The 14,410-nt window shown below is 67.8% G+C and carries 13 protein-coding genes; 4 read left to right on the top strand and 9 right to left on the bottom strand.

The features are described 5' to 3' along the window. Positions 1-5 precede the first annotated feature (5 nt). Positions 6-878 carry an ADP-ribosylglycohydrolase family protein gene (locus JOF56_RS55995; protein WP_209647645.1) on the bottom strand — a complete coding sequence of 291 codons (873 nt, stop codon included), beginning with the start codon at positions 876-878 and terminating at the stop codon, positions 6-8. Positions 879-883: 5 nt separating this feature from the next. On the opposite strand from JOF56_RS55995, the gene JOF56_RS56000 reads away from it, so the two are divergent. Beyond that, the gene (locus tag JOF56_RS56000; protein WP_209647646.1) at positions 884-1,114 is read left to right on the top strand and encodes a hypothetical protein; all 231 of its coding nucleotides are present in this window, start codon (positions 884-886) and stop codon (positions 1,112-1,114) included. 72 nt (positions 1,115-1,186) lie between these two features. Here JOF56_RS56000 and JOF56_RS56005 read toward each other — a convergent pair whose 3' ends face one another. From JOF56_RS56005 to JOF56_RS59315, 3 genes are all read right to left on the bottom strand, one after another. Then, positions 1,187-3,982: a vitamin B12-dependent ribonucleotide reductase gene (locus JOF56_RS56005; protein ID WP_209647647.1), complete on the bottom strand. Its 2,796-nt coding sequence runs from the start codon at positions 3,980-3,982 to the stop codon at positions 1,187-1,189. Positions 3,983-4,092: 110 nt separating this feature from the next. Continuing rightward, entirely contained in the window at positions 4,093-4,563 is a 471-nt protein-coding gene (gene nrdR, locus JOF56_RS56010; protein ID WP_209647648.1) for a transcriptional regulator NrdR, read from the bottom strand. 437 nt (positions 4,564-5,000) lie between these two features. Beyond that, complete coding sequence (locus tag JOF56_RS59315; protein WP_245378814.1) at positions 5,001-5,456, bottom strand: LysM peptidoglycan-binding domain-containing protein; 456 nt, start codon at positions 5,454-5,456, stop codon at positions 5,001-5,003. 208 nt (positions 5,457-5,664) lie between these two features. Here JOF56_RS59315 and lexA point away from each other — a divergent pair, with 208 nt between their 5' ends. Beyond that, complete coding sequence (gene lexA / locus JOF56_RS56020) at positions 5,665-6,372, top strand: transcriptional repressor LexA (protein WP_372448350.1); 708 nt, start codon at positions 5,665-5,667, stop codon at positions 6,370-6,372. A 113-nt stretch (positions 6,373-6,485) separates the two neighbouring features. On the opposite strand, the gene JOF56_RS56025 is transcribed toward lexA, so the two are convergent. Together JOF56_RS56025 and hflX are read right to left on the bottom strand one after the other, a co-directional pair. Continuing rightward, entirely contained in the window at positions 6,486-7,508 is a 1,023-nt protein-coding gene (locus tag JOF56_RS56025; RefSeq protein WP_209649096.1) for a hypothetical protein, read from the bottom strand. Between the two features lie 44 nt (positions 7,509-7,552). Then, a complete protein-coding gene (hflX, locus tag JOF56_RS56030; protein ID WP_245378815.1) occupies positions 7,553-8,974 on the bottom strand; it encodes a GTPase HflX in 1,422 nt (473 codons plus the stop codon). 146 nt (positions 8,975-9,120) lie between these two features. Between hflX and JOF56_RS56035 the strand changes: the two genes are divergently transcribed. Continuing rightward, positions 9,121-10,398, top strand: coding sequence for an MFS transporter (locus JOF56_RS56035; RefSeq protein WP_209647650.1), 1,278 nt, complete (start codon positions 9,121-9,123; stop codon positions 10,396-10,398). On the opposite strand, the gene dapF is transcribed toward JOF56_RS56035, so the two are convergent. The 3 genes from dapF to JOF56_RS56050 are packed head-to-tail and all read right to left on the bottom strand — an operon-like array spanning position 10,331 to position 12,778. Beyond that, on the bottom strand, positions 10,331-11,167 hold the full coding sequence (dapF, locus tag JOF56_RS56040) for a diaminopimelate epimerase (RefSeq protein ID WP_209647651.1): 837 nt from the start codon (positions 11,165-11,167) through the stop codon (positions 10,331-10,333). The genes JOF56_RS56035 and dapF overlap by 68 nt on opposite strands. A 10-nt stretch (positions 11,168-11,177) precedes the next feature. Beyond that, positions 11,178-12,080, bottom strand: coding sequence for a tRNA (adenosine(37)-N6)-dimethylallyltransferase MiaA (miaA, locus tag JOF56_RS56045; protein WP_209647652.1), 903 nt, complete (start codon positions 12,078-12,080; stop codon positions 11,178-11,180). Beyond that, a complete protein-coding gene (locus tag JOF56_RS56050; protein WP_209647653.1) occupies positions 12,077-12,778 on the bottom strand; it encodes a class III extradiol ring-cleavage dioxygenase family protein in 702 nt (233 codons plus the stop codon). Before JOF56_RS56050 ends, miaA begins: the two co-directional genes overlap by 4 nt. Positions 12,779-12,956: 178 nt before the next feature. Here JOF56_RS56050 and JOF56_RS56055 point away from each other — a divergent pair, with 178 nt between their 5' ends. Then, positions 12,957-14,342 (top strand): DUF349 domain-containing protein, encoded by a 1,386-nt coding sequence (locus JOF56_RS56055; RefSeq protein WP_209647654.1) that lies wholly within the window; start codon positions 12,957-12,959, stop codon positions 14,340-14,342. Positions 14,343-14,410 lie beyond the last annotated feature (68 nt).

Genomic DNA, 14,410 nt, shown 5'->3' on the forward strand with positions numbered 1-14,410 from the left:
GATGGTTACAACGCCCAGTCCGGCAACGGTTCGCGCGCAGCGAGCCACTGTTTCGGTACGCCGTCGATCCCGGTATGGGCAGCGACAATGCCGCCGGCGATCGCACCCGTCGTGTCGATATCGCCACCGGCTTCGATACAGCTTGTAATCGCCGATGGATAGTCGTCCAGGTATGTCGCCGCCACCCACAACGTGAACGGAACTGTGTCCTGGGCAGTCACACGGGAACCGTTGCCGAGTTCGTAAGCCGCCTCGGCGACAGACCGGCCAAGCAAGGTAAGGGCCCGGCGAATCCCCTTGGACGTGTACCCTTTCGCCAGTCCGTCCAGCACTTCGTCAAGAAAATCCCTTGCTGACGGCCGGTTTCGGCGGCTCGCGACGGCGGCGGCCTTGGCAACCGCCACCGCACCAACGATTCCCTCAGGATGCTGATGGGTGACCTCAGCGGAGAGTGTCGCCTGCTCGACGACTTTGGCCATGTCGTCAGCGAAGTACGCACCCAGCGGGGCGATGCGCATCGCAGCACCGTTCCCGCACGAGCCTTGGCCGTTGAAAACCGCGCCAGCGGCTACTTGCCAAGGTATTCCGTCACGGACCTTGTGCAGAATGAAGAACGCACCCGCACCATATCCGCGGTAGGGCTCGCAGCGGTCCGCGAAGGTCGCTGCGAGCCGATCCTGGTCGACCGCGCCATGATCACGCAGTTCGGTGATCAGATTGCAGGCCATTTCAGTGTCATCCGTCCACTCCCATGGCCCGGCGGGCGGATTGCCGGCCCGAAGATCCGGCAGGGAGCGACCAACCATGAAGAACTGCGCCCCCAGCGCGTCCCCCACAGACAAACCATCAAGCGATTCATATGCCGATCGAAGTGACATCACCGATGAGCCTATCGGCTCAGGGCGGCCAGGGATATCCCTGCTGCTCGGCGAATTCCCGGGAGCCGCCGACGATTCTGCCGATCCGGCGCGGATCGTTCGATCGAGTAGTAGCCGACAGTCCGGCGAATCGCCTGAACCCTGCCGGCACGGCAACGAAACCCCCGGACATCACCCTGGTGCGGCTCGTCCTGTTCGACCAGCGCTCGTACGACGCCTTCGCCGCCCAGGTGTAAGCACTAAACCAGCCAGGCACGAAAGCCAAGCGGGGTGCCGGCCAGTGGCCGGCACCCCGCTTGGCAACAGGATCAGCTGCAGCCGGAGGTTGAGCCGCAGCCTTCGCAGACGTAGCAGGAGCCGGCGGGACGCATCTTGGTGCCGCAGGTCATGCAGAGGGGGGCGTCGGCGACTGTGCCGAGCTGGAGTTCGATGAGCTCGGTGGAGCTGTGGGCCTTCTCGATCTCCGGCTTGGCCGCCGGTTTTCCGGATTCCACTGTGGAGCGCATGCCTTCGAGGTCCACAGTGGAGTCCTCGGGCGAGCCGTAGTCGGCGGTGACCTGGGCGGAGCGCTCATCGGCGGTGAAGATGCCGAGCTGGGCGCGCTTCTCGTAGGGCAGGTAGTCCAGCGCCAGCCTGCGGAACAGGTAGTCCAGGACGCTGGTGGCGATCCGGACGTCCGGGTCGTCGGTCATCCCAGCCGGTTCGAAGCGCAGGTTCTGGAACTTCGAAACGTAGAACTCCAGCGGGATCCCGTACTGCAGACCGACCGAGATGGACATCGAGAAGGCGTCCATCACACCGGCCAGGGTCGAGCCCTGCTTGCCCAGCTTGACGAAGATCTCGCCGAGGCCGTCGTCGGGGTACGAGCCCGCGTGCAGGTAGCCCTCGGCGCCGCCGACTGTGAAGGACACCGTCTGGGACGGGCGCTTCTTGGGCAGGCGCTTGCGCACCGGCCGGTACTCGACGACGGTTTCCTTCTCCTTGTCGGCGCGGGCAGACTTGCCGGCCGAGAGCGGCTGGCCGACCTTGCAGTTGTCGCGATAGATCGCGAGCGCCTTGAGGCCCAGCTTCCAGCCCTGGAAGTAGATCTCCTCGACGTCCTCGACGGTCGCCGACTCCGGCATGTTCACCGTCTTGGAGATCGCGCCGGAGATGAACGGCTGCACCGCGGCCATCATCCGGACGTGGCCCATCGGCGCGATCGAGCGCTCGCCCATGGCGCAGTCGAAGACCTCGTAGTGCTCGCGGCGCAGGCCCGGCGCGTCGATGACGTGACCGTGCTCGGCGATGAACTCCACAATCGCCTCGACCTGCTCGTCCTGGTAGCCCAAGGACTTCAGCGCACGCGGCACGGTCTGGTTGACGATCTGCATCGAGCCGCCGCCGACCAGCTTCTTGAACTTCACCAGTGCCAGGTCCGGCTCGATGCCGGTGGTGTCGCAGTCCATCATCAGGCCGATGGTGCCGGTCGGGGCCAGCACGGAGGCCTGCGCGTTACGCCAGCCGTCGCGCACGCCGATGTCCAGGCCGCGCCGCCATTCCTCGCCGGCGATGCGCTGGATCGCGGTGTCGTCCGCGGCAAGCGTGCGGATCAGGTCGTTGGCCGCAGCGTGCTTACGGATCACGCGGATGTGCGGCTCGGCGTTGCGGGCGTAGCCCTCGTACGGGCCAACGACACCGGCGAGCTCGGCGGAACGACGGTAGGCAACGCCGTTCATCAGCGAGGTGATCGCCGCGGCGAGCGAGCGGCCGCCTTCGGAGTCGTACGCGTGGCCGGTCGCCATGAGCAGCGCGCCCAGGTTGGCGTAGCCGATGCCCAGCTGACGGAACTTACGCGTGGTCTCGGCGATCGGCTGCGTCGGGAAGTCGGCGAAGCAGATCGAGATGTCCATCGCGGTGATGACGAACTCGACAGCCTTGACGAACGTCTGCGCGTCGAACGTGCCGTCGGTGCGCAGGAACTTCATCAGGTTCAGCGACGCGAGGTTGCAGCTGGAGTTGTCCAGGTGCATGTACTCGCTGCACGGGTTCGAAGCGGTGATCCGGCCCGACTCGGGGCAGGTGTGCCAGTCGTTGATCGTGCTGTCGTACTGGATGCCCGGGTCCGCGCACTCCCAAGCGGCCTGCGCCAGCTTGCGGAACAGCTTCTTCGCGTCGACCTCGTCGAGAACCTCGTTGGTGCCACGCGAACGCAGCCCGAACTTGGCGTCGTTCTCCACCGCGTGCATGAACTCGTCCGACACGCGGATCGAGTTGTTGGCGTTCTGGTACTGGACGGAGGTGATGTCCTTGCCGCCAAGGTCCATGTCGAAACCGGCGTCCCGCAGAACGCGGATCTTGCGCTCTTCCTTGGCCTTGGTCTCGATGAACTCCTCGACGTCCGGGTGGTCCACGTCGAGCACGACCATCTTGGCCGCACGACGGGTCGCGCCACCGGACTTGATGGTCCCGGCGGACGCGTCGGCGCCGCGCATGAACGACACCGGGCCGGACGCGGTGCCGCCGGAGGACAGCAGCTCCTTGGAGGAACGGATCCGCGAGAGGTTCAGGCCCGCGCCCGAACCGCCCTTGAAGATCAGGCCCTCTTCCTTGTACCAGTTGAGGATCGACTCCATCGTGTCGTCCACGGCGAGGATGAAGCAGGCACTGACCTGCTGCGGGGAGGCGGTGCCGACGTTGAACCAGACCGGCGAGTTGAAGCTGAACACCTGGTGCAACAGCATGTAGGTGAGCTCGTGCTCGAAGATCTCCGCGTCGGCGGGCGAGGCGAAGTAGCTGTGCTCGACACCGGCCGCCACGTACTTCTTGACCACGCGGTCGATCAGCTGACGCAGGCTGCTCTCCCGCACCTGGGAGCCGACCGCGCCGCGGAAGTACTTGCTCGTCACGATGTTGACCGCGTTGACCGACCAGAAGTCGGGGAACTCGACGCCGCGCTGCTCGAAGTTCACCGACCCGTCGCGCCAGTTCGTCATCACGACGTCGCGCTTCTCCCACGTGACCGCGTCGTAGGGGTGCACGCCCTCAGTCGTGTACACCCGCTCCATCCGCAGGCCGCTCACCTGCTGATCGCCCCCAGCGGGTGCACCCACCGTCTCCGTCATGACCAGTCCCTCTCCCTCAACACTCGCGATAACTGGCGCGGCCACGGCCGGGGTACCCGTCCGATCCGGTCCGAGCGTGTTCTTTGTCGTTCTCTGGCGGGTCCGGCGGGTCACTCCTGGCCCTCCGCCCGCTCAGCCATCGCCGCCTTCAGGCCGGCGATCTCCTTCTCGAAGTCCTCCACCGAGGTGAAGGACCGGTAGACGCTGGCGAACCGCAGGTACGCGACCCCGTCGAGCTCACGCAACGGGCCGAGGATGGCCAGCCCCACCTCGTGGCTCGGAATCTCGGCACAGCCGGTGGACCGGATCGACTCCTCGACGCGGTGGGCCAGCTGCTGCAGCTGGTCCTCGTCGACCGGACGGCCCTGGCAGGCACGCTGCACACCGCGGACGACCTTGTCGCGGCTGAAGGGTTCCGTCACGCCGGAGCGCTTGACCACCGCCAGCACCGCCTCCTCGACGGTGGTGAACCTGCGCCCGCAGTTGGAGCAAGACCGCCTGCGCCGGATGACCTGCCCCTCGTCGACTTCGCGCGAGTCGACCACGCGGGAGTCGGAGTGCCGGCAGAACGGGCATCTCATGGCTTGCACCCCTCGGTCTCACTGACAGTCATCCATCAACACCCGTGCGTCACCGCAACAGCCTGGCTGGTGATCGACTTGTGGATGGAACGTGGACAACTCGTCCGGCTCCAGCCCCAACCTGTGGACTAAATACAGCGGTGTAACTACTAGATGTTGGGGTGACAGTATGCCCGAGGCCTATTCGACGCAACTCGACACCCCGGTTGTTCCGGCGTGTCTCCCCCGGTCGTGGACGCGGAGTGGCGAGCACCACACCGCGTGTAGATCCGGACCGGACCGCACAACGCAATCAGCCGTTCGAGGGAACACGGGATGAACGAGCCGCCAACAGCCCGCACATGCTAAGTGCCCTCAGCGCGAGCGCTGAAGGCACCTGGACGTACAGCCCCCGTCGGGGACATGGGTATTTTTGTCAGTTCGCGGGCGGGCCCGGGTCAGGGGGCGAAGGGGACCTGGAGGGCCTGTCCGGCGAGCACACCGTTGCCCGCGATCTCGTTGAGTTCATGGATCCGCTGGACGACCGCGCCTGGGTCATAGCCGGGGGCCGAGCGCTCAGCCACGTCCCACAACGTCTCGCCGGGCTCCACCCACACAACGGCCGTACGGTCCGGGACCGCGTCGCCGACGAAGGCATCAGCGAGCATGCCGACACCGAGAACACCCAGGAACACGACGAGTCCAATCAGAACGGACGCCGCGACACGGCGGCGACGGCGAATGACCGGGGTGCATGTGGCGACCCGGGCCCGCGCGCGATGACGGGGTGCACGGCGGGGCGCGGGGCGCCGTGCAGGGGCCTCTTCGATCTCGGGCAGCGGCGGAACCAGCCGGAGCACTGGCCTGGCATCCAACTGCGACAGGTCGATCTTCGTACGTACCGGAGCCGCCATGCCGTATCCTCCTCGCGAGGGCTGAAGATCGAACACCGGTTCGATCGAACGTCCGTGCGAATGTGTACCACCAACCACCGACAAAAATCGAGATCTGCCCGGCGTGTCCCTCGAACAGGTGTTTGATCTCCTGGTCGAAGCGGGCTACGGTCAGTGAAGATGATCGAGCTCGCCCACAGGTGGGCGACGCATTTTGGAGGCGGAAGCGGTGCCGCAGCGCAGCAAGACCGGTGAGCAGGGCGACAACGTCCGTCCCTTCCCCGAGCAGGCCGAGGACTTGGACTCTGCAACCCTGCCCCCTCGACAACGCGCGGTGCTCGAGGTGATCAGAGCGTGGGTCGAACGTGTCGGCTACCCGCCGAGCGTCCGGGAGATCGGCGAGGCGGTCGGCCTGACCTCGACCTCCTCGGTCGCCTACCAGCTCAAGGCCCTGGAGCGGAAGGGCTACCTGCGCCGCGACCACAACCGGCCACGCGCCATCGGCGTGCTGCCGCCGGATGCGGACGCGGCCCAGCTGGCCGGTGACGACACGCCGGCGCCCACGCCCGCGTACGTTCCCGTGTTGGGCCGGATCGCCGCCGGTGGGCCGATCCTGGCCGAGCAGGCCGTCGAGGACGTGTTCCCGTTGCCGAAGGAGATCGTCGGCGAGGGCTCGCTCTTCCTGCTGAAGGTCGCCGGCGACTCGATGATCAACGCGGCGATCGCGGACGACGACTGGGTCGTGGTGCGCCAGCAGTCCGTGGCCGACAACGGCGAGATCGTCGCGGCCATGATCGACGGCGAGGCCACAGTCAAGACGTACAAGCTGCGCGACGGCCACGTCTGGTTGCTGCCGCAGAACGACGCCTACGAGCCCATCCCAGGCGACGAGGCGACCATCCTCGGCAAGGTCGTGGCAGTCCTGCGCCGACTTTAACGGCCGCACCCGGCATTCCGGGACGTTGCTACCGGGTGAAGTGCCCGCAGACGCAAGCCTGCGGGTAGTTCATCCTGTAGCAGCGCCCCGGATATCCCGAGTGCGGCGACAATTCATCGAGCGCGCTTGCGGCCCCGGCCCATGAAGGCCACGCCGCCCAGCACCACGAGCACTCCGATCACAACCGCTGCCCACGTCGGGAAACCCGAATCATCCGAAGTGCCCGGACCAGCGGCATTGGCTCCGCCCGCGCTGCCCGCAGCGGCTGGGTTACCGCCTGCCTGGGGCTTGGGGGCGACCATGGCTGCCGCGCCGGCGATGGCACGGATCGGCTGGCCGACGCCTTCGGAGCCGGTCAGCAAAGTGCCGTCGGGTTCGAAGGCGATGGTTTCACCCTGTGGTTCGTTGGGCAGCGGCACGCGGACAGGCTCACGGCCGAGCGCGGCGACGATGTCGCCGTCCGGAGCGCTGTAGAGGTACGCGTCTGTGTAAGTCCTAAGCGCCACAACGGTTCCGTCGGCGCTCACGGCGCCTCCGGTGACGAGGATCGTGCTGATGGCGTGCGGGACCGAGGTTGGACCGCCTGGTGTGTCGGTGGTTTTGAAGTCCAGCGCGCCCACCTTGGCCAGTTTGGTCGGGCCAGGACTGGCCAGCGTGCCTTCCGGTTTGAACACCTGGGCCGGGCCGAACGGCTCCTTGGTGACCAGGAACGGCACGCCGTTCTTGTCCATCAGCAACGCTTCCGCGTCGTGCTGACCGTCCGGGTAGGACAGTCGATAGAGCGTCGACTTGCCGTCCGGGGTCAACGCGTGCAGCGCGACGGTCTCCCGTTTCTTGCCGTTGTCGCCGGTGTCGGCGAGCCAGAGCGTGCCGTCCTTGGTACGAGCCATGTCCTCGACGTCGAACGGGTCCGTCTTGTTCGTGATCGTGGCCTCGACCTTGCATTCCTTGTTGAGAACGCTCACGGTCAGCTTCGTGCCGCCGTCGTTGGTCGCGTACATCTTGGAGCCGTCCGACGCGAGGCCGGACAGCTCACCGATGCTTTTCACGTTGAGCTTGCAACGCTCGACCGGATCCGCTTGGGCCGCAAGCGGGGTGAAGGCAAGCAAAGCCATGGCCCCGATCACACTGGCCATGGCTTTGCGTACGCGCTTCTCCCCGATCACGACAAGTAGACGCGTCAGGCGGGCGCGCCGTTGCTTGCGAACTGGCCCAATGCCCCGGCCAGGTCGCCATTCACCCGTGCGTGTAGCTGAGTGCCGTCCGGCGTGTGACGCTCCGCGAGGACTTCACCCTCACGGTGGACCCGGGCCACGAGCTCGCCCCGGGCGTACGGCACAAGCACCTCGACCTCGAGCGTCGGCCGGGGAAGCTCCTCGGCCAGCCGCTCACGCAGCTGGTCCATGCCGAGGCCCTTGTGGGCCGACACGAACACCGCGCCCGGCAGCAGGTGCCGCAGACGAGCCAGTTGCAGGTCGTCCGCCGCGTCGATCTTGTTCACCACCAGGATCTCCGGTGGCATGGGTGTGTCGTTGCGCTCGGTGATCTCCGCCAGTACCTCGCGGACCGCGTTGACCTGCCACTCCGGGTTCTCGTCCGAGCCGTCCACCACGTGCACCAGCAGGTCCGCGTCGGCCACCTCGTCGAGAGTGGACCGGAACGCCTCGATCAGCTGGTGCGGCAGGTGCCGCACGAATCCGACCGTGTCGGTCAGGGTGTACGTCCGGCCGTCCGGTGTCTGGGTCCGGCGCGTGGTCGCGTCCAACGTGGCGAACAACGCGTCCTCGACCAGCACGCCCGCGCCGGTGATGGCGTTGAGCAGGCTGGACTTGCCCGCGTTGGTGTAGCCCGCGATGGCCACGCTGGGCACCTCGTTGGCCACACGACGGCCACGCTTGGTGGCCCGTACGCCCGACATCGCCGCGATCTCCTTGCGCAGCTTGGAGATCTTGGCCCGGATCCGGCGCCGGTCGGTTTCCAGCTTGGTCTCACCGGGGCCACGCAGACCCACACCGCCGTTGCCGCCACCCGCTCGGCCACCGGCCTGCCGGGACAGCGACTCACCCCAGCCCCGCAGGCGGGGCAGCAGGTACTGCAGCTGGGCCAGCTCGACCTGGGCCTTGCCCTCCTTGGACCGCGCGTGCTGCGCGAAGATGTCCAGGATCAGCGCGGTCCGGTCGATCACCTTGACCTTCAGGCGGGCCTCGAGCTGGCGCAGCTGGCCAGGCGAGAGCTCACCGTCGCAGATCACGGTGTCCGCGCCGGTCGCCAGCACGGTCTGCATGATCTCCTCGACCTTGCCGGAGCCGACGTAGGTGGCCGGGTCCGGCCGGTCACGCCGCTGGATGAGGCCTTCGAGGACCTCGGAACCCGCCGTCTCGGCCAGCCGCGCCAGCTCGGTGAGCGACGCGTCGGCGTGCTCGGCGGTGCCTTCGGTCCAGACACCGACCAGAACCACTCGTTCGAGTCTGAGCTGCCGGTACTCGACCTCGGTGATATCGGCAAGCTCGGTGGACAGCCCGGCCACTCGACGTAGCGCGGAACGGTCCTCGAGCTCCAACTCCCCAGTCGAGACCAGCTCTTCCGCGTAATCTTCCGTCATAGAGTGAGCCCTGTCCTTCGCTGTCGTTTCCGTCATTGCAGTTCTCATGGTCGCACGGCTGGAACAATCCGCCGACTGGTTATCGCATCCCTTACAACGCCCGGCACGGGGTAATTCGTTCCCCAACCAGGGGTAAGTGGTGCAGGGTGGGTCAGGTGTCCCTGTTTCGCCACCATGACTTCCGCCTGCTCTGGGCTAGCGACACCATCAGCCAGTTCGGCACCTTTGTCGGTACCACGGTCCTGCCGCTCGTCGCGGTCACCGTTCTCGCCGCGACGCCGTTCGAAATGGGTCTGCTGGTCGCCGCGGAGACAGCCGCGTTCCTGCTGATCGGGCTCCCCGCAGGCGCGTGGGTGGACCGGATGCGCAAACGCCAGCTGATGCTGCGGGCGGACCTCACCCGGGCGGCCCTGCTGCTCAGCATCCCGGTGGCGTGGTGGTCCGGGGTGCTCACCCTGCCGCACATGATCGTCGTGGGGCTCCTGGTCGGGGTGTGCACGGTGTTCTTCGACGTGTCCTACCAGGCGTATCTGCCCGCGCTGATCGGCCGCGAGCAGTTGCTGGAGGGCAATGCGAAACTGCAGGCCAGCCAGTCCGTGGCGATGGTGTCCGGGCCCGCGCTGGGCGGCGGCCTGGCCTCACTGGTCGGCGCCGCGAACGCGACCGCGTCGGTCGGGCTGGGGTTCGTGGCGTCCTGGCTGTTTCTGTTCCGGATCAAGAAGGTCGAGCCGCAGCCGGACAGGAAAGCGGATCGCAAGCTGCGCACCGAGGTCGCCGAGGGCCTGCGGTTCGTGTTCCACAACAAGATGCTGCGTGCGATCGCGCTCACCGGCACCACTGCGGGGTTCTTCTTCCAGATGGAGACCGCGGGCATGGTGCTGTTTCTGACCCATGACCTGCACCTGAGCCCTGCCCAGGTCGGTCTGGTGCTCGCAGTCGGCGGCGTGGGCGGCGCTGTCGGCGCGATCACCGCGAACTGGTGGTACCGCCGGATCGGCAATGTCCGGTCGATGTGGGTCGCACTGGTGGCCATCGCACCGTTCGAGCTGCTGATCCCGCTCAGCCAGCCGGGCTGGCTGGTCTGGCTGACCGTCCTGGGGCACCTGGGCGTGGGCTACGGCGTGATCGTGCACAACGTCGCCCAGGTCAGCTTCCGTCAGACGATCTGCCCGGACCACCTGCTCGGCCGGATGAACGCGAGCATGCGGTTCATGATCTGGGGCGCGTTCCCGCTGGGTTCGCTGGCCGGTGGCGGACTCGGCGAACTGATCGGCGTACGCGGCACGTTGTGGGTGGCCGCGGGCGGACTGGCGGTGTCCTGGGTGTGGATGATGTTCTCGCCGATCCGCACGATGGTCAGGACGCCGACTCCCACCACTTCCGATCAAGATTCCCCCGCGCAACCTGCGCCGTCGGCCCAGTGAGGGTGCTGCCGTCCTCGGTGATCTCGACGCGGACCCGGCCACCCAGTATGTCCACATAGGACGAGCCGGACGGTTCGTTCTCCAAGTGCAGCAACGCCGCCACGGCAGCGACCGTGCCTGTGCCACAGGCGCGGGTCTCCCCCACGCCACGCTCGTGCACCCGCATCTGGATCGCGTCCGGCCCCTTGCGGCGGAAGAACTCGACGTTCACGCCGTGCGGGAACAGAACCGGGTCGCGCCCCGGCGGGACGGTCAGATCCAGATCGGCCGGGTCGCCGTCGATCAGGCACGCCAGATGCGGGTTGCCCACGTCGACCGCCACGCCTGGGAACGCCGATCCGGACACCGTCGCCTGCGACCGCCCGAAGATCCTCGCCGGGCCCATCTGGATCGTCACGGAGCCGTCTTCGTGCGTCCGCACGGGACGAGCGCCCGCACGCGTGCCCACGACGAACTCGGGGCCATCGACCAAGCCGACATCGACGAGGTAGGCCGCGAACAACCGGAGACCATTGCCGCACATCTCAGCGGTCGACCCGTCGGCGTTGCGGTAGTCCATGAACCAGCCGTCCGGGTCCACATCGGACGGGGCGTCCTCGACCGCGGAGCCACGCACGACCCGCAGCACACCGTCGGCGCCCAGGCCACGATTGCGGTCGCAGAGCGCACGCACCCGCGCCGCAGTCAGGTCCAGCTGGGCGTCCACGTCGGGCAGCACCACGAAGTCGTTCTCCGTGCCGTGTCCCTTGACGAATTCGATGTCCCGCACCCGGTCAAGGTTACGTGGTGACCACCCGGAGCACCTCGTGGACCAGGTCATCACGGCCCGCGTCCAGCCAGATGATCCGCTTGTCGCGCCGGAACCAGGACCGCTGCCTGCGCACGAACCGCCGATGCCCCTGCGCGGTCAGCGACTCGGCCTCAGCCATGTCGTACTCGCCGTCGAACGCCGCGAGAACCTGCTGGTAGCCGAGCGCACGCGACGCTGTCCGGCCGTCACGCAGGCCCAGTTTCTCCAGCTCTCGCACCTCGTCGACGAATCCCGCGCCGAACATCCTTCGCACGCGGGCGTCGATCCGGGCGTCCAGTTCGGACGGCTCACGATCGAGCCCGATCAGGACGGTGCCGTACCGCGCGGGCCCAGGTCGCGGCATGGTCGCGGAGAACGGCCGGCCGGTCAGCTCGATCACCTCCAGCGCACGCACCACCCGGCGGCCGTTGCTCGGCAGGATCGCGCCCGCCGCGACCGGGTCGAGCCCGGCCAGGCGTTCGTGCAGCAGGGACGCGCCGACCATGGCCAGTTCGTCCTCCAGCCGAGACCTGATCTCCGGGTCCGTACCGGGGAACTCCAGGTCGTCGAGTACGGCTTGGACGTACAACCCGGAACCGCCGACCAGGATCGGGAGCTTCCCCCGCGCGATCAGCTCTTCGACCGTGGCACGGGCGTGCCGCTGATAGGCGGCGACGGAGGCGTTCTCCGTGACGTCGAGAACGTCGAGCAGATGGTGCTTTGTGGCGGCGCGCTCGGCCATGGTGACCTTGGCCGTGCCGATGTCCATTCCCCGGTAGAGCTGGGACGCGTCGGCGTTGACCACTTCGCCGCCGAGCCGTTCGGCCAGCGCGATGCCCAAGTCGGATTTGCCGGTCGCCGTGGGCCCGACGATCGCGATCGGTGTCGTCACGGCAGAACAGGATCCCAGACGGCCACGTGGTAGGCGACGCCGTACGGCACCAGCAGGTCGCTCTTCACGCAGTTCCACTCGCCGCCCAGCCCGGCGAGGACCTGCCAGGGCGCGCGTCCCTCGGCGCCGAGTTCGGCCGCGAGTTGTTGGTCGAGTGCCAGCAAGGCTTCGGTGTCCGCGTCCGCCAGAGCCTTGTGGACAGTCTCGTCGAACCCCGGCGCGCGCTCGTCGGGCCTCGACGGAGCGCGGTCGCCGTGCCTCGGCGAGCCGTCTCCGAGCACGAGCAGTCCAACTGGATCGTCCGTCTCGTTCGCGATGCTCGCGGCCAGCGCGCGGCACTCAGCGCTCGAGGCGTCCGGTGCGACCAAATGGACGCTCACCCGCAGTGCATGTGCTTGCTCTCGCAACCAGGCGGCGATCAATACCGGCAACGGCAGACCCGGGTCGAGATCACCCTCCGTGTCCGGATTCAGCCGTACCCGGACGTCCACCCCGAAGCCCTGGAAGGTTCCGACCGAATCGGCCGCAACCTCGCCAAATCCTGGCGCAACAGCGATCCACCTGCGCGAACCCTGGGCCAGCAGCTTCGCCGCGGCCACGCACGTACGGCGTACCGAGCGCACCTCGGGCAGGTCCGCGACGACCAGTTCGGGTACCAGAAGTGGTGGATAAGGCACTACTGCGGCGCGGACGATCACGCTGTGGAACGTTACCCGGATGGCCCGCTGCGAGCCTGGTGGTTCCGACTCGGGCGTTGACCTGTTTGAATGCGCGCGGAACCAGTCGCCGATGCGGCCGGTTTCCACATTGCTGGGCCCCGGCGGAGACCGGGGCGCCCGTGGGAGGCGCGGGCACGCAGGCGAGGAGGAGCCGGCGATGACGGACAGGGAAACAACCCAGAGCACGGACGTGGCCGAGGTGACCGAGGTGACTGCGGAGGTGGTGACTGAGGTGGCTGAGGTGGCTGTGGCCGAATCTGAGCCCGTTGCCGCGACGGTCGCTGAGCCCGTGGAGCTCAAGGCGCCGGCGCCGGTACCGGTCGCGTCCACCGACCCCACCAAGTGGGGCCGGGTCGACGAGGCGGGCACGGTCTACGTGAAGACCGACGACGGCGAGCGGTCAGTCGGCTCGTGGCAGGCGGGCGAACCGGCGGAAGGGCTCGCGCACTACGCGCGCCGGTTCGACGACATCCGGACCGAGGTGGAGCTGCTCGAAGCCCGGATCGTGTCCGGGGCGGGCGACCCGAAGCAGTCTTTGACCAGTGCGAAGCACATCAAGGAAAGCCTGGTCGACGCGGCGGTCGTGGGCGACCTGGGCGCGCTGAACGCTCGCGTGGAGTACGTGCTCGCGCACGCCCGCCAGGCGATCGAGGCGGCCAAGCAGGCGCGTGAAGCCGCCCGGGCCGGGTCGGTGGCACGCAAGCAGGAGCTGGCGGAGGAAGCCGAGACCATCGCGTCCGAGTCGACGCAGTGGAAGGTCGCGGGCGACCGGCTGCGGGCGATCCTGGACGAGTGGAAGACCATCCGCGGCGTGGACCGTAAGACCGACGAGCAGTTGTGGCGCCGGTTCTCCAAGGCCCGCGACACCTTCAACCGGCGGCGTGGCTCCCACTTCGCGGACCTGGACCGCCAGCGGTCGACCGCGAAGGCCCGCAAGCAGGAACTGGTGGAGGAGGCCGAGCAGCTGGCCGAGTCCGACGACTGGGGCCCGACGGCCGGGCGCTACAAGGCCCTGATGACCGAGTGGAAGGCAGCCGGACGCGCGCCGAAGGACTCCGACGACGCACTCTGGCAGCGGTTCCGCGCGGCCCAGGACAAGTTCTTCGCCCGCCGCTCGGCAGCGTTCAACGAACGCGACGCCGAATTCCACGACAACGCCCGCGCCAAGGAAGAACTGCTGGCCGAGGCGGAGAAGATCAACCCAGGCAGCGACCTGGACGCGGCACGGGCCCACCTGCACCGAATCCAGGAACGCTGGGAGGCCATCGGCAAGGTCCCCCGCGAACGCGTCCGCGAACTCGAGGGCAAGCTCCGCGCCGTCGAGGAACGCGTCCGCAACGCCGCCGACCAGCAATGGCGCCGCACCGACCCCGAAGCCCAGGCCCGCGCGGCCCAGTTCCGCGAGCGCGTCGAGGAATTCGAGTCCAAGGCCGCCAAGGCCCGCGCCGCGGGCGACGCCCGCCGCGCCGAACAAGCCGAAGCCCAGGCCGCCCAATGGCGCGAATGGCTGGCCGCCGCCGAACAAGCCGTCGCGACCCGGTAACCGGACCATTGTGGACTGTCCGGCCAGTGCTTCCTGGCCGGACAGTCCTGACGCGTACGACGCCTGCC

Source organism: Kibdelosporangium banguiense (assembly GCF_017876405.1).
GTDB lineage: Bacteria > Actinomycetota > Actinomycetes > Mycobacteriales > Pseudonocardiaceae > Kibdelosporangium > Kibdelosporangium banguiense.

Excerpts from the sequence above, each read along its gene's own strand:
- JOF56_RS55995 (WP_209647645.1), bottom strand. The coding sequence starts at position 878 with ATGTCACTTCGATCGGCATATGAATCGCTTGATGGTTTGTCTGTGGGG.
- JOF56_RS56000 (WP_209647646.1), top strand. The coding sequence starts at position 884 with ATGAGCCTATCGGCTCAGGGCGGCCAGGGATATCCCTGCTGCTCGGCG.
- JOF56_RS56005 (WP_209647647.1), bottom strand. The coding sequence starts at position 3,982 with ATGACGGAGACGGTGGGTGCACCCGCTGGGGGCGATCAGCAGGTGAGC.
- nrdR (WP_209647648.1), bottom strand. The coding sequence starts at position 4,563 with ATGAGATGCCCGTTCTGCCGGCACTCCGACTCCCGCGTGGTCGACTCG.
- JOF56_RS59315 (WP_245378814.1), bottom strand. The coding sequence starts at position 5,456 with ATGGCGGCTCCGGTACGTACGAAGATCGACCTGTCGCAGTTGGATGCC.
- JOF56_RS56025 (WP_209649096.1), bottom strand. The coding sequence starts at position 7,508 with ATGGCCAGTGTGATCGGGGCCATGGCTTTGCTTGCCTTCACCCCGCTT.
- hflX (WP_245378815.1), bottom strand. The coding sequence starts at position 8,974 with ATGACGGAAGATTACGCGGAAGAGCTGGTCTCGACTGGGGAGTTGGAG.
- JOF56_RS56055 (WP_209647654.1), top strand. The coding sequence starts at position 12,957 with ATGACGGACAGGGAAACAACCCAGAGCACGGACGTGGCCGAGGTGACC.